This window comes from Agarivorans aestuarii, from assembly GCF_019670125.1.
GTDB classification, from domain to species: Bacteria; Pseudomonadota; Gammaproteobacteria; order Enterobacterales; family Celerinatantimonadaceae; genus Agarivorans; species Agarivorans aestuarii.
Genome location: NZ_AP023033.1, coordinates 4,345,573 through 4,367,454, shown reverse-complemented (window position 1 = coordinate 4,367,454; position 21,882 = coordinate 4,345,573). Strand labels below are relative to the sequence as shown.

20 protein-coding genes are annotated in these 21,882 nt (G+C 45.7%); 8 read left to right on the top strand and 12 right to left on the bottom strand.

What is annotated here, in order from left to right; all coding sequences use genetic code 11:
* Positions 1 to 31: 31 nt before the first annotated feature.
* Positions 32 to 1,180, bottom strand: a complete 1,149-nt coding sequence (locus K5609_RS20165; protein ID WP_221075192.1) for an HIT family protein — start codon at positions 1,178 to 1,180, stop codon at positions 32 to 34.
* Between the two features lie 324 nt (positions 1,181 to 1,504).
* Here K5609_RS20165 and trhA point away from each other — a divergent pair, with 324 nt between their 5' ends.
* Complete coding sequence (trhA, locus tag K5609_RS20160) at positions 1,505 to 2,134, top strand: PAQR family membrane homeostasis protein TrhA (protein WP_221075191.1); 630 nt, start codon at positions 1,505 to 1,507, stop codon at positions 2,132 to 2,134.
* A gap of 23 nt (positions 2,135 to 2,157) precedes the next feature.
* Here the strand turns inward: trhA and K5609_RS20155 are convergent, their stop codons facing one another.
* The 4 genes from K5609_RS20155 to K5609_RS20140 form a co-directional block, all read right to left on the bottom strand.
* Complete coding sequence (locus tag K5609_RS20155; RefSeq protein WP_221075190.1) at positions 2,158 to 2,568, bottom strand: hypothetical protein; 411 nt, start codon at positions 2,566 to 2,568, stop codon at positions 2,158 to 2,160.
* 73 nt (positions 2,569 to 2,641) lie between these two features.
* Positions 2,642 to 4,081 (bottom strand): MBL fold metallo-hydrolase, encoded by a 1,440-nt coding sequence (locus tag K5609_RS20150; RefSeq protein WP_221075189.1) that lies wholly within the window; start codon positions 4,079 to 4,081, stop codon positions 2,642 to 2,644.
* Positions 4,082 to 4,267: 186 nt separating this feature from the next.
* Entirely contained in the window at positions 4,268 to 5,515 is a 1,248-nt protein-coding gene (locus K5609_RS20145) for a methyl-accepting chemotaxis protein (RefSeq protein WP_221075188.1), read from the bottom strand.
* Between the two features lie 191 nt (positions 5,516 to 5,706).
* Positions 5,707 to 7,671, bottom strand: coding sequence for a bifunctional 2',3'-cyclic-nucleotide 2'-phosphodiesterase/3'-nucleotidase (locus K5609_RS20140; protein WP_221075187.1), 1,965 nt, complete (start codon positions 7,669 to 7,671; stop codon positions 5,707 to 5,709).
* Between the two features lie 147 nt (positions 7,672 to 7,818).
* Here K5609_RS20140 and K5609_RS20135 point away from each other — a divergent pair, with 147 nt between their 5' ends.
* Positions 7,819 to 9,012: a potassium/proton antiporter gene (locus K5609_RS20135; protein WP_221075186.1), complete on the top strand. Its 1,194-nt coding sequence runs from the start codon at positions 7,819 to 7,821 to the stop codon at positions 9,010 to 9,012.
* 27 nt (positions 9,013 to 9,039) lie between these two features.
* On the opposite strand, the gene K5609_RS20130 is transcribed toward K5609_RS20135, so the two are convergent.
* The gene (locus K5609_RS20130; protein ID WP_221075185.1) at positions 9,040 to 9,978 is read right to left on the bottom strand and encodes a LysR family transcriptional regulator; all 939 of its coding nucleotides are present in this window, start codon (positions 9,976 to 9,978) and stop codon (positions 9,040 to 9,042) included.
* A gap of 94 nt (positions 9,979 to 10,072) precedes the next feature.
* Here K5609_RS20130 and K5609_RS20125 point away from each other — a divergent pair, with 94 nt between their 5' ends.
* The 5 genes from K5609_RS20125 to K5609_RS20105 all read left to right on the top strand — a co-directional run bounded on the left by K5609_RS20125 (position 10,073) and on the right by K5609_RS20105 (position 15,197).
* On the top strand, positions 10,073 to 11,242 hold the full coding sequence (locus K5609_RS20125) for a multidrug effflux MFS transporter (protein WP_246611906.1): 1,170 nt from the start codon (positions 10,073 to 10,075) through the stop codon (positions 11,240 to 11,242).
* Between the two features lie 218 nt (positions 11,243 to 11,460).
* A complete protein-coding gene (locus K5609_RS20120) occupies positions 11,461 to 12,429 on the top strand; it encodes an ABC transporter substrate-binding protein (protein WP_246611905.1) in 969 nt (322 codons plus the stop codon).
* A 6-nt stretch (positions 12,430 to 12,435) separates the two neighbouring features.
* A complete protein-coding gene (locus tag K5609_RS20115) occupies positions 12,436 to 14,259 on the top strand; it encodes a diguanylate cyclase domain-containing protein (protein WP_221075183.1) in 1,824 nt (607 codons plus the stop codon).
* Between the two features lie 177 nt (positions 14,260 to 14,436).
* The gene (locus tag K5609_RS20110) at positions 14,437 to 14,583 is read left to right on the top strand and encodes a hypothetical protein (protein WP_221075182.1); all 147 of its coding nucleotides are present in this window, start codon (positions 14,437 to 14,439) and stop codon (positions 14,581 to 14,583) included.
* A 104-nt stretch (positions 14,584 to 14,687) separates the two neighbouring features.
* Positions 14,688 to 15,197, top strand: a complete 510-nt coding sequence (locus tag K5609_RS20105) for a hypothetical protein (protein WP_221075181.1) — start codon at positions 14,688 to 14,690, stop codon at positions 15,195 to 15,197.
* A gap of 13 nt (positions 15,198 to 15,210) precedes the next feature.
* Here the strand turns inward: K5609_RS20105 and K5609_RS20100 are convergent, their stop codons facing one another.
* From K5609_RS20100 to K5609_RS20075, 6 genes are read right to left on the bottom strand one after another with little or no spacing between them, the layout of a single operon-like run.
* On the bottom strand, positions 15,211 to 15,603 hold the full coding sequence (locus tag K5609_RS20100; protein WP_221075180.1) for a hypothetical protein: 393 nt from the start codon (positions 15,601 to 15,603) through the stop codon (positions 15,211 to 15,213).
* Positions 15,596 to 16,030 (bottom strand): YHS domain-containing (seleno)protein, encoded by a 435-nt coding sequence (locus K5609_RS20095; RefSeq protein ID WP_221075179.1) that lies wholly within the window; start codon positions 16,028 to 16,030, stop codon positions 15,596 to 15,598. The genes K5609_RS20100 and K5609_RS20095 overlap by 8 nt, the downstream gene beginning before the upstream one ends.
* Positions 16,027 to 16,815, bottom strand: a complete 789-nt coding sequence (locus K5609_RS20090) for an NRDE family protein (protein ID WP_221075178.1) — start codon at positions 16,813 to 16,815, stop codon at positions 16,027 to 16,029. The genes K5609_RS20095 and K5609_RS20090 overlap by 4 nt, the downstream gene beginning before the upstream one ends.
* Positions 16,816 to 17,328, bottom strand: a complete 513-nt coding sequence (locus tag K5609_RS20085) for a DinB family protein (protein ID WP_221075177.1) — start codon at positions 17,326 to 17,328, stop codon at positions 16,816 to 16,818.
* On the bottom strand, positions 17,312 to 19,093 hold the full coding sequence (locus K5609_RS20080; RefSeq protein WP_221075176.1) for a bifunctional lysophospholipid acyltransferase family protein/GNAT family N-acetyltransferase: 1,782 nt from the start codon (positions 19,091 to 19,093) through the stop codon (positions 17,312 to 17,314). Before K5609_RS20080 ends, K5609_RS20085 begins: the two co-directional genes overlap by 17 nt.
* A gap of 10 nt (positions 19,094 to 19,103) precedes the next feature.
* A complete protein-coding gene (locus K5609_RS20075; protein WP_221075175.1) occupies positions 19,104 to 20,231 on the bottom strand; it encodes a D-alanine--D-alanine ligase in 1,128 nt (375 codons plus the stop codon).
* 184 nt (positions 20,232 to 20,415) lie between these two features.
* On the opposite strand from K5609_RS20075, the gene K5609_RS20070 reads away from it, so the two are divergent.
* Entirely contained in the window at positions 20,416 to 21,843 is a 1,428-nt protein-coding gene (locus K5609_RS20070) for an ATP-binding cassette domain-containing protein (RefSeq protein ID WP_221075174.1), read from the top strand.
* The last annotated feature ends 39 nt before the right edge of the window (positions 21,844 to 21,882 follow it).

Below are 21,882 nucleotides of genomic sequence, written 5' to 3'. Positions count from 1 at the left end.
TGCATTAGTATTTACACAGTGAAAAATTTTGTTACTTATCTTTAGGTGGGCAAATGTGCTGACGCAACAACTCAGCCGAATCGGCTGCATTGGCTTGGCAAACAAATAAGCCTATTTGCTCATAACCACCCATCATTTGAGTTTTAGGTAAAAACTCAAGGTACAACCCACAGCCCGGCCCATTGTTGATGATCATATTGTAGGCAGGCGGAATGCCCATTTGCTCCATGAGATGAAGAATAGCTTGTATGGCTTGCTGCATCCCTTCTACTAATTGTTGCTGCTCTATGCTGTTGAGCTGATGCAAGTAGCGTTTGTTGCTGTCTTTTACAATTAGCAGCATGTCTAAAGGTCGCTTCATAAAATACGGTACGATTAGCTGCAATTCGCCATAGTCTTTTACCAATAACTCGCTGGGGTTCTCTTCTAACATGTAGCGGCTAAAGGATTTGTTGTGGCGTTTTCTAAAGCGCAAGTTATTGAAAAAGTGCTGCGGCAAAATGTTGCTATAGGCAATTTGCTGGTGGCCATGTACTAAAGAAGCACCAGCTGTAGCGCCAAAATTTTTGATAATAGACACATAGCCACTAACTACGTCTTTATTCACTTTGGTTTCAGAGCGCGCCATAAAGTCGGTGGGTTGGCATAACAGATTTTTTTCTAGGTTTGCCAAGCGCTGAAAGCTAATCAGCGCATCGGAGAATGGTAGGTTATGCCAGTCTTTATCGTGTAGCGAAGAAGTCCACTGCAATAGATGAAAACCATAGGATGCACGGCCTTGGTGTTCTGGGTCTTGGTGGAGGAAGTAGTCGGCGTTTTCTAAAGGAATATCTTCGATAGGGTGAAAAATGGGGTAGAGGTTTTTGTTGATAAAAGTAAATCCCTCGCTGTGCTCGGTTATGTCGAGAATATCGGCGCTTTTTCCTTCACAAATAGGGCAGTGCTCATCTTCTTTAACTGCAGTAGGTTGCGCTGTAGTGTGAACCCGTTTAGCGCGAGCAGAGTTATAAATCACTAAGTTACCGTTGCGTGGATCAATTTGGCAAACGCCGTCTGGAGCAAACTGCTTTAGTTGTGGATCTTGGCTAATGTTTTCTAGTAAGTGATGAAATTGAAGCTGGTCAAGATCTTCACTTAAGGCAAGCGATTTTGCTAAGGCAAGAGGTAACTGTTTGCTCATTGACGATCCTTGTTTGCTTAATCCAAAAAGAAATAAGTAAGACTTGCACGGCTATTTGATTATAGGTGATGAACTTGCGACGCGCGGATTAATGCTGCTTGCTTGAAACAAAAACTAACTGCGCTTGGTCTTTGCATGTAAATGGAAAGTAAAACACCAAAAAGTGGAAGCCTTTCTGAGGCTTAACTAAGTGAGTTTAAGCATCAGAAGAGCTGCTTTGGTTCAAGTGAACCGGCTTGTAATAAAAGCATTACAATTTTTCAGTGTACAAGTGTACGCTGAAATAATAAGCTGGTCGGCGACTTGTTAAATTTAGGTAACAACATGCAGGCTGCAAAGCACTACAGCGCGAAAGAAGAATTACTGAATGTAGTTTCTCACCTCATTGGTTTGCTTATCTCAGTGGTCGGTTTGTTTATGCTACTGAGCAAAGCCGAAGGCCTAACTGAAGTGGTGGCTGTAAGTATTTATGGCGGGTCTTTAGTCTTGTTGTTTTTGGCCTCTTCTCTTTACCATGCGGTTAGCCATAGCGCATGGAAAGCTGGCTTAAAGCTGTTTGATCATTCTGCGATTTATCTGTTAATAGCTGGAACGTATACACCAATATTGCTGGTGTCTTTTGACGGTTGGTTATCGCTAATTTCGATGATTGTAATTTGGACGCTAGCGGCTTTTGGCGTGGGCTTTAAGTTGCTCACTGGCACCCGTTTCCCCAAAGTATCATTGAGTACTTACTTGGCGATGGGTTGGTTGTCTTTGGCGTTAGCTTATCCAATGTATCAGCATATTTCGGGCGAAGGTTTATGGCTATTAGCTGCCGGAGGAGTATTGTTTAGCGTGGGCGCGCTGTTTTATGTGGCCAAGCACAAACCTTACACACATGCTATCTGGCATGTTTTTGTAGTTGCAGGCTGCGCCTGCCATTTTGCTACTGTGTACGGCTATATTGTTTAGCGCTTAACTTAGTCAGCTCGATATTAATAATATGCCTCGCCTACCTTTTGGCGATAAACCACATGTTGTTCGCCATCGGGATCTTGGTAAACAAATTCATCTTCACTAATCGAAATGATTTGGTCACACCATTGTGTACCAACTGGCAATATGTCTGGGTGTGATGTTCGGCTAATGGTTAAACAAATCGTCCTGCCCAAATCGCCAGAAATCTCGTAACGGCCATCTATTCTAAAATCAGCAATGCTGTCGGGAAAGGTTCCCCAGCTGTTAATGGTGCCGTCGGCATTGTATTGGTCGTAACCCCAAATGGATTGGCCTTGATCTTCAGAGCTACCCCACAAACCAATTAGCGAATCAGGATTTATTGCATCTTGAGCATGCAGTAAGCCGCTGGTTAATAAAAAAGGCAGTAACAAAATAGATAATTTCATGCTTGTACCAAGCAAATACATTTAGTTACTTTTCTATCAGTTAAGCCTTGGGTGGTCAAATACTTAGGTTATTTTACTGTCCTAGCCAAACCAGTTCTGGCAAGGCACTTAAATCCAATTTATCTCCTTGTTTAGCGGCAAACATTGCTGCTGGTTGGCTTAGAGATGCTTTAATTGCCGCCAGCAGGTCTTGTTGTACTTGTTGCTCGCCATGCACCAATATTAGTGGAGGAGCGTTATCGAATTGTTGGTACCAGTGGATCAATTCGGCTTGGTCGGCATGAGCAGAAAGCCCCCCAACCGTGTGCAGCTTGGCGGCAACTTTAACCGGTTTGCCGCGAATAGTGAGATAGTTAGCCCCATCTACTAGCATGCGACCGGGTGTGCTAATGGCTTGGTAACCACAAATAATTACATCGCATTCAGGCCGCCATAGGTTGTGCTCAAGGTGGCAGCGAATGCGCCCGCCATTACACATGCCGCTACCAGCAATAATAATTAAGCCTTGGCTTATTTCATTAAGCTCCATGGATTGTTCGGTACTTTGAATAAACTCTACATTCGACAACAGCGGATGCTCTCCCGGATGCTGCCGAGTAAAGCGTTTAAAATCGTCATCCATCACCGGGTAATTGTTGATATATACCTTGGTGGCTTCGATAGCCATGGGGCTATCTAAACAAATTCTCCAGCGCGAAAGGTCCCATTGCTTGGCGTAGAGGTGAAATAGATAGAGTAGTTCTTGGGCTCGACCTACGGAAAATGCCGGTAATAAAATGTTCCCTTGGCTGCCACTAGTGGCTGCTGCAAATATTTGCTCCAGTTCATCGATGGTTTGCTGCCAGCTGCGGTGCAAGCGGTTGCCGTAGGTGCTTTCCATTAACACTAAGTCGGCTTCGTGGATAATTTCCGGATCACCTAAAATGGGCATGCCTTCACGGCCTAAATCTCCGCTAAAGACGATTTTTTTGCGGGTGCCTATTTCATTTATCCATAACTCAACGATGGCAGATCCCAGAATATGCCCGGCGTCGGAGAGCTGCAGGCTTAATTGCGGAAGTACTTGAACGCTTTCGCCATAATTTAAAGGTATAAACTGCTGCACGGTTTGTTCTACGTCTTGCTCATCAAACAAGGCTTGCAGCGGTTCGAGGCCTCTTTTTAGGCGCTTTTTATTGAGTCGCTCAGTGTCGCGCTGCTGCAGCATGGCGGCATCTTTTAGCATAATGGCGCACAGTTCTGCCGAGGCCTTATGGGTATAAATAGGACCGGTAAAACCAGATTTCACCAGCTGCGGTATTCTGCCAGAGTGGTCGATATGGGCGTGGCTAAGAATAACCGCGTCAATTTGTGAGGGATCAAAACTAAATGCTTGGTAGTTGCGCATTGCATCGGCTTTGCTGCCTTGGATTAATCCGCAATCAAGTAACACCCGTTTATCGTTTAGCGTAAGCAAGTGACAAGAGCCGGTGACTTCCTCGGCTGCACCAAGAAACTGTAAGGTCATGGTCATGATATCAGTCCCTCTCCAAACAAGGCCTAGATAAAGTGTAGTTCAGCTGCTGATGTGAATGTGTGGCTTAGTTAACGGAGTTCTTAAGGCTTTTAAATAAATGGAGTAAGCGTGAGTTGGAGTGGTTTAGGTTTTGAAGGAATAAAAAAGGCTGCCATGGCAGCCTTTGACGAGATGAAGCGCAGATTAGGCTTTAAGTGTTGATAGCTGAGTATCAAGTGCCTGCGCTACTTGCGATAATTCAGCGCTAATACTTTCGATATCGTGAGCCAAACTATTCTGTACGCCTGCGGCTTCGCCAATGCCATTAATATTGCGGTTAATATCTTCGCTCACATGGCTTTGTTGATGTGCGGCAGTAGCAACTTGGGCGGCGTTATCGTTAATTACCGAAATGCTTTCTACCACTTTATGCAGCTGCTCGTAGCTGGCTTCGGTGTCTACCGCGGTGGTATTCACTTTTTCTCGGCTGGTGCTAATTAAGTCTACCGTGGCATTTACATCACTTTGTAGTGCTTGAATCAGCTGGTTAATTTCTTCGGTAGAGCTTTGAGTTCTGCCAGCTAGATTTCTTACCTCGTCAGCAACTACCGCAAAGCCTCGGCCTTGTTCTCCGGCGCGCGCTGCTTCAATTGCTGCGTTTAATGCCAGTAAGTTGGTTTGCTCGGCAATACCACGAATGGTCTCCAAGATACTGTTAATGTCTTGGCTACGACCCGCTACTTGAGTGATTCGTTCGCTAATGCCTTCCATACTGCCAGAGATATCGCGAATTTGTTCAACAGAGCTTTGGAACTCTTGCTGAGTTTGGCTTAACTGTTTTTCAGCTTCTTGAGCGTTGGTTGCGGTGCCATTTGCCAGTTCTGCTACGTCGCTAGCAGTAGATGACATTTCATTTACTGCGGCAGCCACGCTGTCGGTGTCGTTGCGTTGTAAGCGGCTTGCTTCTCCCGCAGACTCGGCATTTTTAGCCAGAGTTTGTGAGCCATTGGTAAGCTGATTTGATTGCTGTTGCAGCTGATTTACCATTATTCGTAGTTTTTCGGTAAAGGCGTTAAATTGGGTTGCCATGGCTACCAGCTCTTGGTGCTTTTGCACATCTAGCTTCATGGTTAAGTCACCATCATTTCCGGCTAGGTAACCAATGCGGCGGGTGATTTGGCTTAAAGGCTCTAAGAAACCTTGCACCAGTTGCGACACAATAAATAGTGCAACCACGGCAACCACTGCTGAACTGAGGATCATTTTTCCTCTAGCATCGGCTGCAGTTTGAGCAAACAATGCTTGTAGCTCGCTTGCACTTAATTGGCTCGCAGCAGCAGCTTGCTCAGCACTTAGCGACACACCGCCAAACAGCAGCATACTAAGCAGTACGCATATAAATAATAGGGTGATGCTAATAAGTAGTTTTAATTTAAACGACAGCGTTGCCATTATTGTCCTCCATGAACCCGTCTGCCGCTACAATCTCATACTTTTGAATTTGGCGCTCAACTTTCCTCACATATTATTGAACAACAAGTAAATTTTTTACTTCCATCGCATTTTCCAGGCCGTAATAGGCTTAAAGGCCAAAGCTCCGCTGCTGATTAGGCTGCAGCGGAGTAAAACAGCAGAACCGATGTTTAGGGTTTGCTTTGAAGATCTATTTGATAAAGGGCAAAGCCAACATCATCTAAAGAAAGCTTTTGCATTGGATAAATCGCCTTTTCGGCAATAAATGCAGCAGCTTTATCGCTGGGCGAGGTTTCAAAGAAAATGTTTAGCTTCGCTTTGGTTTTCGACTCTAGAGGGCTAAAACGCCAGTTATTGTCGGCGCTAGGGCTAATTTGTCCTTTTTCTTTACTTATTCGCTTAATATAGTTGGCTAATACACTGCGATTTTCGTCGGGTGCTTGAATCACCACTTTGTCTTCGCCGGTGCCAGCAAAGCCGCCACTGTAGGCGCGATAATTATTGGTGGCGATTAAAAACTGCTGCTTGGGGTCGATGGCTTTGCCAGCGTATTGCAGCTGCTTAATCCGTTCAGAATTTAAATCTGCCGCCTTGCAATCGGCGTCGAAACGGGCGGCTTGGCTTACGTCAATTTGGTAAGTAACCCCATCAATCACATCAAAGTTATAGGTTCTAAATTGCTCCCAATTGATTAGGGCTTGCGGGGTGGCTTGGTTAGGATCGATACGGTTGAACTGACCAGCCGAGCATTCAAGCCAGTCTTTCACTTCAGCACCGGTAACTTTTAATACCACTAGAGTATTGGGGTACAAATATAAATCGGCGGCATTTCTAAAGGTAAGTTCGCCCGCCTCCACTTCGGTATAGTTGCTCGGGTCGTTTTTACGCCCACCCGCTTTAAAAGGCGCGGCGGCCGATAGCACCGGTAAATCGGCTAAGTCTGGGTCACCTTGAATTAAGGTTTTTACATAGTCGGCCTGCGCTAAGTTAACAATTTGAATGGTGGGGTCGTCTTGTACCAAGGCTAAAAAGCTGTACATCACATCACTGGATTTACCCAAAGGCTGATTGACAAAGTCACGGGTGGCTTGGTGATCTTCCGCGACAGCGGCCACCATGGCTGAATCAGCCTCGGCGAGGGATTTTTTATTGGCGCTGTCAAAGATAGGGCGGTTAGTGGATTGGCTGTTGCTTACCGTCCAGCCGTTCTCGGTATGTGATAGTTCTAAGTCGATGATGCCAACGTGGCTGCCCCAACGCCCTGGCATTACCGCGGCTACCCCATTAATGGTGCCGCTTTGATTATTTATGCCAGGCAAGTTATCAAAGCCTTTACCGGGGAACACTGTATGCGCATGACCAAAGGCTATGGCATCAATGCCAGCGACTTCAGATAAATAGTAAACCGAGTTTTCAGCCATGACCTTGTAAGGGTCGGTTGATAGGCCTGAATGCGGAATGGCAACAATAATATCGGCACCTTCTGCCTTCATTTTTGGCACCCAACGTTCGGCACTTTGTTTGATGTCTTGTGCGCTTACCTTGCCTTCTAAGTTAGCTTTATCCCAAATCATAATTTGCGGGGGTACAAAACCAATGTAGCCAATTTTGAGGTTTTGGCTTTGACCGGCTGTATCTTTAAAGCTGTAGTCTTTTATTAGGTAAGGACTAAAGTAGTTTTGTTGGTTGTCGCTGCGGATTACGTTGGCATTGATATAGGGGAAAGTGGCGCCAGCTAATGCTTTTTCTAAAAAGTCTAAGCCATAATTAAACTCATGATTACCTATATTGCCGACATCGTAATCGAGGCTATTCATCGCCTGATAAACCGGATGAATTTGTTGGCCAGTTAACCCTCTGTCAGCAATATAGTCGCCCATTGGGCTGCCTTGTATCAGGTCGCCATTATCTACCAGCACGCTATTATCCACTTCTGCTTGGGCTTGTTTAACGAGGGTAGCGGTACGCACTAAACCTATTTTGGCGGAGGGTTTATCCTTGTAATAGTCAAAGTCCATTATGTTGGCGTGAATGTCAGTGGTTTCGATGATTCTGAGCTTAATTGTGGAGTCGTGAGCGTAGCTATAGGTGCTAATAAATAGGCAGGTGAAAAGGAGTATTTTTAAACTATTCATGGTGGCTCCGCTTGGAAACAGTAAACAATAAAGTAAACCATAGCAGAGCGGTGCAAGGTGGCACTCTCAATAGCAAAATAAAGACGCTTTTCAACAATAATTCATGGTCTTAGCTATGATAAAATAGGCAAAAAATTCGGAGACGCTATGCCCTATCAGTGGATTTTACTTGGCCTTGCTAGTCTTATAGCTATTGGCATCTTATTACATCACCCTTCACGTACCTTAGGTATTCCTTCGCTGCTGATTTTTATGGGGGTGGGTTTATCCATTGGTAATGGCGAATTCAACTTTGTTTACGATAATCTGGCGGTTACTTCGCTGGTGGGGTCTTTTGCTTTAAACATCATTGTATTTGTGGGCGGTATTAATACGCCTTTGCAAAGTATTAAGGTTGCTTATAAAGAAGGTGGGGTATTGTCTTCGCTGGGGGTGGTGTTCACCTCGTTTATTTTTGCCGCTATTTTTTACCTAATATTTGATTACGACTTTATCTATTGCTTGCTGTTTGCTGCGGTGGTGTCGTCCACCGATGCTGCTGCGGTGTTCTCAATTTTAGAATCGAAAAAGCTCAAACTAAAAGAAAGTACCGATACGGTATTGGAGTTTGAGTCAGCCACTAATGACCCGGTGGCGCTAATTATGGTGGTGATTCTTACTGCTTTGTCTTTGTCACCTGACAGCGGCGTATCGGCTATGGAAATTAGCCAAACCTTGGCGGTTCAAGTCATTGGCGGATTGGCGATTGGCTTTATTGTGGGCAAGGTATGTGTACTGGCGTTAAGTAAAATTAGCCTGCAAGAATATGGCTTAATTCCAGTGTTTGTATTGGCCTGTTTTATCTTAGCCACTTATGGCAGTGAGTTAGCTGGCGGTAACGTGCTAATAGCTTGTTACGTGAGCGGTGTGGTAATTGGTAATGGCTTGAAGCGTGGTAAAGAAGTGAATAAGCACTTTTTTAATAGCTTGTCGTGGTTAGCCCAAGCAGTGATGTTTATTATTCTAGGGCTGCAAATCTTCCCGCAACAATTACTAGATGTATTGTGGGTTGCCTTAGTCCCAAGCGCTATTTTGATGCTGGTGGCGCGACCCTTGGCGGTGCAACTGTGTTATTTGCCATTTCGCCAAGCCACTTGGAAGAAGCGTTTGTTCATTTCATCGATTGGCTTAAAAGGGGCTACCCCCATTGTATTTGCCTTAATTCCCGCGGCGGCTGGTGTAGAAGGCGCGTTAGAGATGATGCACATGGTGTTTTTTGTGGTGCTTTATTCGGTGTTTATTCAAGGTGCTGCTATCGAACCTTTGGCGAAAAAACTTAAACTTAATCAAGACGAATCTTAGCTAGGCTGAGCTTAAGACCCGCTAAACTTAAGGCTTGGCCTCATGGCAATGCTCGATAATCAGCTCTCGCAGCCAGCTGTGCGCCGGGTCGTTTTCTAAGTGTTGTGGCCAAGCCAATAAGTAGCTAAACGGCGCCATGTAAATGGGTAAAGGCAGTAATTCTAGTTGGTGAGTCTTTGCCACTTGCTGGGCAAAACTACGCGTGCAGGTAAACACCAAGTCGCTAGATTGGCAAAGCAAGGCCGCAGCAAAAAAATCTGCAGTAAGGGTGCTGTTTTCAATATGCAGCCCTTGCTCTGCAAGCACCGAGTGCAATAACCAACGGTCACCCACTTCACATTCACAATTTAGGTGAGCTTGCTGCATGTAGCAGTCTAAATCCCATTGCTGGCTTAATACTGGGTGGTCTTTTCTAACTAAACAAACATGGTCATCTCTAAGTAGCTCAAAGCTATGAATTTGAGGCGGCAATTGCTTTACTTGATAATGACTAGGCGCGCGTTCGTCGTTATCGCGAGCGACGATAGCTAAATCAAATTCGCCTTTTTGCAAGCCTTCCATACTGCCGGGTTCTAGCCTGTGAGTATCTAATTTTAAGCCGGGTGCTTGTTGCATGAGTTTGCCAAAAAAGCGCGGCAACAGGGTGGCAAAACAGGTTTCATTAAGGCAGCAGCGAAAGTTACGTTGGCTAAGCGCTGGCTCAAAGCCTTCTGCTTCAATCATTTCATTAGCACTTTGCAGCCACTGGCGCAATTTAGGTTCTAGGCTGCGTACCCTTGGGGTTGGGCTTAAGCCACTGGCATGGCGAATAAACAAAGGATCGTTTAGCTGCTGACGCAATTTGGCCAATTGCTTACTCACTGCCGATTGGGTAAGGAATAGCTTATCTGCCGCTTTGGAAACACTGCGCTCCTCAAGCAAGGTGAGTAAAACTCGCAGTAGATTAAGATCGTATTGCTGAGACATGATATTCCTGTGAGGACTATGAGTGAATCTAAACTATCATTATGATTCATAAAGTGCAGGACTTACAATGCCCACCTCGTTTTTGGAGCATGCTATGTCGAAGCCTTTACCCCTATTCATGTTAATGGTGCTGTTCTCACCTTTAGCGATTGATATTTTCTTACCCGCCATTCCGCAAATGGCAGATGTTTTTGAGGTGCCAGTCGCTTGGATTGCTCAGGCAATTCCGGTGTTTCTGTTTTCTTTTGGTATTGGCCAGTTGTTAGTGGGCCCATTGGCCGACCGCTATGGCCGTAGGCCAGTGGCTTTGGTAGGTGCGCTGTTATATTTGGTGAGCTCTGCCTTGGCGGCGATAGCCAGTAGTTATGAGCTATTAATGCTAGCGCGCTTAGCTCAAGGCCTGGCAGCCAGTTGCTTGTCGGTGGCGGCATTTGCCGGGGTGCGTGATGTATTTGGCGCCGAGCGCTCAAAAAACATCTTTAGCTATTTAAACGGGGTGATTTGCATCGTACCGGCCTTAGCACCTTTGTTAGGCGGCGTGCTTACCCATTGGTGGTCATGGGCAGCAAACTTTTGGTTTATGGTGGCATTTGCGCTGGTGGTATTTTTGGCGCTGCTATTTGGTTTAAAAGAAACTAAACCTCAAGCTAACGTGTTTACTGGGCGCTTGTATTCTTTTAGCCGTTACTATTCGGTTATTACTGTAGCCAGCTTTCGTTTTTATTCGCTGTTAGTGATGTTGGGTATGGCGATGATTATTGGCTATGTTTCGCAGTCTGCTGGCCGTTTAATGGTGGATATGCAGCTATCTAGTGCTGATTATGCCTTGTGGTTTGGCTGCAACGCTGCCATTAATATCGTGGCCGCGTTCTTGGCCCCTCAAGTGATTAAGCGGATCGGACAAACGGCTGGCTTATGGCTTGGCGCAAGTTTGATGGCAGGCGCGGCCATTGCCTTAGTACTAGGCCAGCAAGTATTGCATCCGCTGGCGTTTATGGCTCCGGTATTTGTTTCTAGTATTGGTTTTTGTCTGTTAATTGCAGTGGGAACTGGCAGCGCTTTAGCGCCTTTTGGTGACAAAGCGGGCACGGCTTCTGCTTTATTGGGCTTTGTACAAATGACCGGTTCTGCAAGTTTAGTGGGCATCTTAGGTGTAAGTGGTTTAGCCAATACCGAGCAACTTGCCTTGTTAATGGCGCTGCCATTTGCGGCCATGACGCTAGCCATTTGCAAAGGTGGCTTACGGTTTGAAACCAGTAATTAGCTAGTTGAATTAGCTGTAGTATTTATGAAAAAAGCGCCTAGTTGGCGCTTTTTTGCTGTTATTTCTGCTTAAACGGTTTTTTTAGTTAACTAGACGCGCTAAATCTGGCGGGTGGTTTATATTTTAAGTAAGTGAAATTTAGTCGCGTTGGTAGTTAGCACGTGAAAATCCTACTACTTTTGTTGTTGGTTTGTCCTATAGCTTGGGGAAAAGCGTCGGTGGTTTTTATAAACCCCGGTAAAGCTGAAGAAAGCTTTTGGCAAGACGTAGATTTATTTGCTAATGCTGCCGCTAAGCGTTTAGCGCTTGATTACCGTACTTTTCATGGAGAGCGTAATCATTACTCAATGATTAAGCACATCGAATGGATGATCAACAATCAGCGGCTGCCCGATTACCTCATGCTAGTGAACGAAAAGCAAGCCTTGCCTCGTATGCTTAGCCTGCTAGAAGGGCAATCGGTTTATGTATTGGTTTTGCTTAATGATGTCAGTGTTGAACAGCAACAGCTTCGTAATAATAATCCTCATTGGCAAAACTACTTGCTGTCTTGCATCGTGCCTAACAATTTGTGGGCGGGTTATCAAACGGCCCAATCCATGTACTTAAATGCCGAACAAGTGACTGGTGAAGCAGTAATTATCTCGGGCGATAAAACCACTCCTGCTTCAGTAGAGCGCACAGCCGGCGCTGTCGATTTTTTTCAACACCAAGCCGGTGTTGACTTAAAGCAGGTTATTTATGGCCATTGGGATGAGCAGCGTAGCTACCAACAAACCAAAGTTTTGCTGAAACGTTACCCCGATTTGAAATACCTGTGGACAGCTAACGATCACATGGCTTTTGGCAGTATTAAAGCGATTAAAGAATTAGGAAAGCAACCAGGTAGGGATGTGATTGTTGGCACCGTAAATACCTCACAACAAGCCTTGTTGTTGCGTGAGCAAGGTGAAATTAGCGCCTTGGCGGGTGGCCACTTTACCGCGGCGGGTTGGGGACTAAGTTTGATTCATCGACATATTCAAGGACAAGCACTGGCAAGTAAAGTGAATGCTCCCTTGTTTGTCATGTTGCAGCCAGGGACAGAGGCTTTTGAGACAGTAAAACAAAAAAAGTGGGATGCCGTGATGTTTGAGAACTTGTTGCTAGAAGCCGGCAATCCGCTTAGCTTTCAGTTTACTGAGTAGGCTGTTATGAAAGGCGCTTTTAAACTTCGCACTCCCATTGCCAAACGTTTGGTTATATTAATTGTAAGTGCCAGTACTTTGTTTGCTTTGTTATCTGTAGCGGTGCAACTGGCTTTTAATTTTTCCGGCGCAGTTAAAAATGTTGAGCAGTGGGTTGATGAATATAACCAAGCTAACTTGAGCGCGATAGAGCGAGCAGTATGGGAAATTGATTACCAGCTGCTGGATGATTTGCTGCAAGGTTTTGTTCGGCAGCAATACGTGTCATCGGTTCATTTCTCAACCGACGAAGGTATGGCTTCGGGCGTTGGTGAAGCGGACTTAAGCCAGAAATTTTATGTTTATTCACTGAATCACCAAGGTACTGCATTGGGCAAGCTTACCGTGGGCTTAGACTTATCGCTGATTAAGCAAGATATTAAAGCTCAAGCCTTGGTAATACTGTTAACTAACGGTCTAAAAACTTTCTTAATGAGTTTGATTATTTTGTTGTTAGTTGGGCGCATTGTCACCGGTGACTTACGCCGCTTAGCTGAGGCGGCAGACCAGATATTTACCGAAGAACAGCAAGTCGTTCAGCTGCCGAGTAAACTACTTAAACGCAATGACGAAATCGGCTTAGTTGCCAGCTCTATGCAGCAGTTGCAGCAGCGTTTACGACGTGGTTTAGATGCGCGTTTAGAAGCCGAGCAGCAACTGCACCAGCATCGCCAAGTGCTTGAAGAAACCGTTGAGCAACGCACTGCAGTGCTTAACTGGCAAACCGAAGCCAACCAGCTGTTATCAGAAATCTCCTTGTCTTTTCTTAACCAAAGCTCCAGTAATTCAAAAGCTTTATTGCAACGCGCTACTTCCGCCATAGGCAGTTTGTTTCCGGTTGAAAGGGTGGTGGTGCTCGAATTTGAGCGCCAGCAAGCCATCTATCGAGACGTATGGAGTATTCCCGGCCATTTAGCACCGATTGAGCAGGTGGACTTAAGCCAGCTTAACGAATTAAAACGACGTTTGGTTAGCGTTGCGCCCATTGTAGTGAATGATGTGAATAAGCTTAAACGGCATGCTCCCGCGGAGTATCAGCTGCTTACTCAATATGGCATTAAATCCTTTGTTGGGATCCCTTTAAGCGATGGTAACAAGGCTTTTGGTTTACTTAACTGTGTAAGCTTGAGTTATTGCGCGATTTGGGACGACTACCAAGTGGTATTGCTTAGCCAGTTTGCTGCTGCCATTAGTGGTTTGCTGATTAACGAAAAAAATGACCAAGCGATGAATCGCCTGCAAAACGAACTGTTACAAGTGAATGAGCGTTTGCAGGTATTAGCCGAAACCGATGAGTTAACCGGTTTAGTTAATCGACGCCCTTTTAAACGAGAGTTGAACCGAGCGGTTACCAGTGCGCGACGTCATAAAGCCCAGCTGGCAGTGCTGATGGCCGACATTGATTATTTCAAAGCTTATAACGACCACTATGGGCACGTACAAGGTGATGAAGCCTTAAAGCTAGTGGCTAAAGCGCTGACCGAAGTGGTAAAGCGAAGTGAAGATTGTGTGGCGCGGGTAGGTGGTGAAGAATTTGCAATTTTGGTCTCTGACGCGAATCAACAAGAGCTGCCTAAAATGGCTGAACAGGTGGTTCAAGAAGTCGCCAAGCTACAAATCGAGCATGCTGACTCAAAGGTAAGTTCGGTGCTTACCATTAGTATAGGCGGCATTTTGGTTGAGCCCGATGATGTCATTGATCCGACTCAGTTATTAGAACTTGCCGATAGATGTTTGTATAAGGCAAAAAATCAAGGGCGTAATCGAGCGGTTTTGGATATCGATGTTTGATCTGCTTGAGTTCAAAAATACCAACTTTTCATAGCTTTACTGCAGCTGGCTTTGTCTTCAATCAATGTTTCAATCGATCCCAACTTTGCTTGCTAAAGCGGTGAAGTGACTCGCAATTAAGCGCCGATATTTTGAGCACAATGGTAGGCCTCTTAGCCGCTTATAGGAAGAAACGCTATGAATGAAGGCATACTCAAGGTATTAGCTTTAAGCATTGTATTGACCAAGTACTTAGGAATTATTGTGTTAAGCGGTATGGCACTTTGCTCCACTGCGCTGGCAACGGAAATGCTAGCGGTATTCGTTGGTGATCTCACAGAATAGCCAGATAAATTGCGCTAGCGACATGGTTAATTGTTCATTTGTCAGTAAGTCGGTAATTATGTTTTATAATATAAACATGGCCAACAAGGATTGAGGACTTGAACATGAGCCATACCAGAATGCTCAAACTGGCGATGAGCGCTTATATTGCTTGTGCATTATTGGCATTTCTAGCCACTGCTTTTAGTGGCGGCTTCTCTGATACTCACATTATCCAGCGAGTTTGGATCTTTCCTTTACGCTTTGAATTTGCACTAGTGCTGCTGTTTCTTAGCGTGTTAGCCAGTTATTCACTGCTACATGGCAGCTTACACGGTCGCTTGTTGCTTACCGCTATTGCGGTAGTGCATATCTTAAATATGATTTTTGCCACCAGTTTGGTGGAGTCTTCTATCGCCGCTTTGTTTAGTGCCGCAAGTATGATGAGCTTAGGTTTGTTGGTATATGTGGCTTGGACCAACCCTCAAAGCAGAAAAGTGAAGCGTTTGCAGCACTATCAGGTTCAGCGACGTCGAGCAAAAGAAGAGCAAGCTAAAATTGATTATGCTTATCTTAGCGCGGTACCGCCCAGCGCAGATCAACACCCAGAACACGTAGGCGAAGAGCAGCACTAGTTAGAACAACGGCTTAGCTTTGTTGCTCTAACTGCTGACAATAACTCCACAGGTAGAGGCTACCAATGGCTAAACCGGGCAGAATGGCTTCTAATAAATCGGGTGTTTGTTGCCAAGTATGTAACAAGACTGGAATCGCCAGCATAACTAACCAAGCCACCGACATTGCCGACCAACGCACCTTCTGAGTATAGCCCCAGTAAACCAACATCGATTTGGCAATAAAGCTAATTAACCAAGTAGAGACAAAGGCGTAGCTACCTTGCACTAAGCCTGCTTTTAGCGCCACTTGGTTACCGTGTTCGCTATTTACAAAGGCTGCCCAAGCGCCATAAACCAAGGCAGCCAGCAAGGCTATTTGCCAAGGACTAAGCCGATTAACTAGCTTGCGGTAGTTGCTAATCATTAAGTACTGCTGGCCAGTTTTTATCTGCGCTTACAATGAAGTTATCGCGATCGGCGGTCCATTTTTGTTGCACACTGGCGTTGTAATTGAGATATAGCTTGCCATCTAATACGGTGAATTGTTCCGGTTCAATACTGGCTGTTTTGCCCTTGGCTACGGCATAGGCGCAATAGCCGCCATATTGGGGCGCGTATTTTTCTGGCTCAGCTTTAAACATAGCTAGGTTATCAGCAGAGCTGAATCGCCAAGTGGCACCTTGCCATTCATATTCAAAACTCTCTTTGCCTTCTACTGGTTTGTTTTCAGTAAAATAAGCCACGCTATCGTAACCTTTGATGGCTAGGTTATTAAACCAAGACGTGTAGATAGGATCTGCAGCAAAGCTGTATCCGGAGACAAACAGTAAGGCGAGTATTAGCTTTTTCATGGGGTTACCTCGTCGATTAAATCAGAACGGATGATGGAAAGTTGGTGTTGTTGTTTCTCTAGTAAGCTGGCGTCTAAGGGCTGAGTAGCTTGGCTAAGTTGCTGTCGCCACGCTTGTAGGCTAGCTTCTGGGTAGTAATCAAATTCGCTATCTTGGGCACTTAGGCGTACTTGGCAAATGCTTTTGCTGTGGGCTTCATCTCTGTCCATAAGTACCGAATGGCTGCGGTTTTCTTGGCATTGCTGTAGGTGAATATCGCTAAGTACTCGTTCGGCAGAGTTAGGTTCACGCTCTAGCCATTGTTGGAAGCGGCGTTTCCGGCTAGCCAATACTTGCTGGGTATTTAAGGCTGAAGAACTGAGCTGAATCGCCTCGTCGTTAAGCTGTTGCTGGCTTAAGTGTTTGCCGCTCCAGCTAAAATGCTGACAATGTTTGGCCGATACCAACAGCAAGTCAAAGGGGTTGAAGTGCTGATAGTTCTGTTCTGCTAAGTGTTGTGTTACCGCTTGATAACTGCCTAAAGCTAAGGCTTGAGGAATGATTTTTCCTCGGCTTAGTGCGCCGCTATGTTGCGGATCTTGGTAACGATTTAACAGGGCTAATACCAAGCCATGATTGTTAAAGCCAAACCAAGTACCACCAGCTTGCCCGTCTACTGGATAAACCAATTGCGTGTCGCCATGAGTTTGTTGTTTGATGCCCGCTTCATGGCGGTGACGCGCTTCGTCGCGGTTCATTGTTACCACGGTTTGCTGGCCAAGCTTAAGCACACTAACAGTACACATTTAGTTGCCTTGTTGGCGCAGATAGCTGGCAGTGCTAGGGGCAATGCCCATGTTATTGTCTACCGACAAGCCGAGTTCTTTTGCCACTAACTTGGCATAGGCAACATGGTGCACAGTGTGGTTGATTAAGTAGCAAAGCTCGCGACTTAAGCTGCTATCAAACTGCATGCTTTGTTGCTGCTTCAAAGATATTTCAGATTCCACCTTAATCGGCCGCTCATTAATGCTCGACTGTGGGTGAAGGAACCAGTGACACAGCTGATTGATTAGTTGTAAGGCTAGGCTTGGATCGTTTTCTATATCGCTATCTCGGTGGCGAGAGTTGTAATCAATACTGCCTTTATCCAAGCCATGCTGTAATGCTAGGAAGTGATCGAGTATATGTCGCACGTGGCGGCCAATGCCTGACTCACTGTGAACCGAAGGCTGGTTATAGAGTGCTCCATCACTCTCTTCTACTAATTGTTGCACTTGCTGAAGTGCTTCTACGGTAGCGTCACGCAGCTGCTTCATTGTTTCTCCATTTATTTAAAAATCGTTCACTACCAGTTTGACCGAGGTAACGACGTAAATATTTCTCAGGGGTTTTCCTTAAATCAACAATAATGAGTCCATCTAGCGATTGGTTGAAGCTGTTGTTCACCGAAAAACAGACAAATCGACCGTTTAGCGCTAAGTAATGACGCAGCAAAATGGGAATGGATTTCCCCGGCTCACATTGGCCCACTAGCTTATTGAGAATGGCAATGTTGCTGAGTGAGGCCAATACCTTGCTCGACCATACTTTGCCTTTCACTTTTAAAGGCACCATAGGCTTAACATCGTTTAGGTAGCGTTGCTCGGCACGAAAAGCCGAAATCATTGAATCGGAGATAAAGGCTTGAGCCAATTCTGAATGTTCTTGAGAGATGCTCACGCAACCAAATAAGGTGTGGTATTGCGGGTTTTTAGCCACGTAATGGCCGATGCCTTGCCACAGTAAATCGAGCGCTCGAGGATGGCGCTGGTATTTAGGTACCACAAAGGAGCGACCCATTTCTAAACAGTCGCCCATGCGTTTTAAATAGGCTTGGTCAAAATCGTATAGTGAGCGGCTATACAGAGCATTGATGCCGTGTTGCTCAACAATTTCGTTGGCATGACCCAGGCGGTAACCACCTACTAAGCAATGAGCGTCGTTGTCCCAAACAAATAAGTGTAAATAGTGAGGGTCAAATTGGTCGCTGTCTAAGTGTTTGCCGGTACCTTCTCCGGCAGCTCTAAAGGTGACTTCGCGGGCCAAGGCTATCTCATCCATGATTGGCCCTAAGCGTGGGTAGGGGGCGCAATAAACACTAAAGTGACGGTGGCTGACTAAGATGCAGTCTTCTAAAGTATCTAACTGCTTACGTAGTTCTTGGCGGCCATTAGGTAAACATTCAACTAAGTGCAGCGGCGGGTGCTTGGGCGCAGCTTTAGCTTTTTTATTATTAGGTAAACTCAGTAAATCAGTCGCTACCCGCAAGTAATCGGTAACGGCTTGTTCATCACTTAAGTCTTGATAATCTTTAGGAGCAATTATTTCGCCAATTTGCATGGTAAATTCGCGGCCACGTTTGTTTATTAGCTCTCTGGGTAACAAGGCGGTGCGGAGGCGACGATGCAATAAACCGGCAAGGTAAAACAGCTTTGAATTACGGCCGCTAACAAAACAAGGCAATACGTGAGCCTTATAACGTTTGGCTAAACGACCTACTAAGTTATTCCACTGGCGATCTTCTATTTGACCCGTTTCAGTATTGATTGCCGACACCATACCCGCCGGGTAAATCATCAAAGCACCGCCTTTAGACAGGTGCTGGCAAGACATGCGAATGCCGCGGGCATTTTTCTTGGCGGCTTGCTCCGAGAGCACATCTACGCCAATAAAGAGATCTTTAAACTCTTCAATATTGGCTAACAGTTCATTTGTGAGCACTTTTAAGTCTGGGCGCACTTGCAGCAATAATTCACTCATGGCTACGCCTTCTAAGCCACCCAAAGGATGGTTAGCTACAATAAGTAGCGGCCCTTCTTGCGGCACGTTTTTAAGTGCCTCAGGGTTATTGGCGAGTAGCGAGAACTCTAAGCAGCGCATGGTATGACGCAAAAACTTTTGTGCTGTTTGGCTGTCATCTACAAAGTTGGGGGCAGCATCGTAGTGCTTGGCCAAGCTACTTAAACCTAGCACCTTTTCTACCACTCTGGCTAACCACTGTGGGCGCATACTCAGCCTAAATGGATTGTTTTTTTCCTGCATGGATTACTCCTTAATCCGTTTCTGGATAACAAGCGGTGAGTTCTCGCTCATGTTTCCAGCGTACTAGCAGCTCTTTAAATTTAGGTGGGCGATAACCACGTTTTCGATTGGCAGCACCTAGTTCAAATAAGGTTTTGTATTGAAACAATAATGAGCGCATCGCTTCGCGAAAGGGGGTTTTGCGATCCCAAATGTGCAGGGACTCTGAACTGGCGCTATTTATTTCGACTATTTCTAGTTTGATACCTTGTTGTAAGTGAGTGATGTCAGCGAATTTAATGTCCATTCGGCCGTAATAGAACTCGGGCAAATCGACCATCATTTGGTTAATCGCTTGGTTTAATTCTGGAGTGATTAAGTCATTGGCATCGCGAAAAATAGCGCCTCGACAATGACTGGCCGAGAACACCAATTTATAGGGTTGGCCTTCATCGATAATGCTGTCTAGTTTGTCGTGATGACGGCTTAAATACAGGTGTTGCAGTTCGCTAGCGCGAGGGTCCGCCTGAATCAGCTGTTTTAAGGTGGACTGGCCATCACCCACTACATAAGGCGTGTACTTTAGTGCCAAAGAAATAATCTCACCCTGTGGCTGGTCGGGGTGGCGTACAAAGAACACACCTGCCTCGGCTTCATAGCTGGCCAGTTTTTGAATCAACATGGCTGCATTGAGTGGATAGTTTTCTAGGCAATCTTGCAGCTCTTGGCGGTTATGCAGCAACTTTACTCCCGCCCCACGGCAGCCAATATCGGGCTTTCCTACCACTGGAAATTTTAAGCCGCGTTGCTCCATTTGCTGTAGTAAGTCTTCTACTTGACGAGCTATCGGAGCGCCGGTGCGATTGACTTTCATCCAGGCAAGGACTGCGTCGTCGCATGATCCGGTAGCTTGAGCCAGCAGCTCGCTTTTGCCTACACCGACCATGCCGGCTAAAGGGAGTTTGGGGTTTGCCAATAGCGGTAAGGTGAATGAGCGATGGCGAATGCCTAAGGCTATCCATTGAAATACCACTGGAATATACACTGCCCAAGTTGGCCAAAATTCAAAGAAAGAAGTGGTTTTTCCGTTCATATCTAGGGCCGGCATACCGGGGGATACGTAAGGCGAAGAGGGCTTGGTATTTGTTTGTTCAGTCACAGTAACGGCACTTCCTTTTGCTTTTTATCTGTTCTAACAGACCTGCGTATTTCGATAAATAATTCAATCTCCGTTAGATTTAGTCTAGTTCAGCAAATTGATTAACCCAATACAGTGTATTAATGCTCCAGTCTAAGCGAGAATAGTTACCAATAAATGTAAGACTTTCGGATGGTTGCGCTGAATGTTTATTGAAGATTTACACCTACTGGCTGGTCAGCATCAGTTAGCGATAAAACGCTGGGAGTTAAAAGCTGGCGAGCACTGGGCGATCTTTGGCCATAGTGGCAGCGGTAAATCTTTGTTGGGCGCTTGGTTGGTGGGAGATTTAGTAGCCGAGCGAGCCACCTTAAGCAAACAACCACAGCGCATTGCTTTAGTCTCTTTAGAGCAGCAACAGGCTTTGCTTGAACTGGAACTGGCCGATGATGACAGTGAGTTCACCGATCAAATAGATAGCGGGCACACAGTACTTGAGTTGCTTGAAGCTGGCTGTTCTGAGCCGCGTTTACTTGAGCGAGTGAGCCAGCAGTGTGATTTAACAAACTTACTTAAGCGCGGTTTTCGTTTGTTATCAACTGGCGAAACGCGTTGCTTGATGCTGGCATTAGCACTGATTAAGCAACCACAATTGTTGATTTTAGACGAACCTTTTGCCGGCTTAGATCTCCGCCACCAACAGCAATTACTCGCCCTGCTTGAACAACTAGCCAAAGAGTGTCAGCTATTGATTATTAGCTCGCGTGACGATGAGTTGCCGGCGTCAATTAGTCACGTAGCGGTGCTTGATGAGCAAGGGCTAAGCCAGCAACTCACCATTGAGCAGTGGTTGCAGCATCCCGAGCGCCAGCAAATGGAACATCAAGCTCAGCAACAATCTTTGGCTATTGTGCAGGCTCTGCGTGAGTCTCAACAAACCGAGCCAGTTTCACCACTGTTCTCTATCACCCAAGGCTCGGTGAGTTATGCCGGTGAAACATTGTTTAGTGGCTTAAATTGGCAAATACACTACGGCGAGCATTGGCAAGTTCGTGGCCCCAATGGTTGTGGAAAAAGCACCTTGTTGAATCTGATTTTTGGTGACCACCCACAGTGTTACAGTAATCAAATAGAGGTTATGGGATTTCGCCGTGGTAGCGGTGAAAGTATCTGGCAAGTTAAGCAGCATATTGGCATGGTCTCGGCGGCCTTACATTTACAATATCGGGTCAACTGTAGTGCCCTTGAGGTGGTGTTGTCGGGTCTGTACGACTCTATTGGCGTTTATCAACAAGCCAGTGAACTTGAGCTTGAACAAGCACGTTTATGGTTACAACTATTTGGTCTGGCTAACTTAGAAAAGCACTACTTTAAAAGTTTGTCCTATGGGCAACAGCGTTTGTTGATTATTGCTCGCGCCTTGGTGAAAGGGCCGCAACTATTATTGCTGGATGAGCCTTGCCAAGGCTTAGATTTTTTGCAGCGCAATATCGTGTTAAAAGCTTTAGAGTTAGTGGCCAAACACAAGCTTAGTCAGCTAGTGTATGTGACTCATCATCTCGACGATGCCTTGCCCAGCATTAAGCACTTTATTGATTTTGTCGATGGCGCGGTGCAAATCACTCAGCATTGAGCCTTGAGCCTTGCGCGCTAAGGTAAACTAACTCTCAAG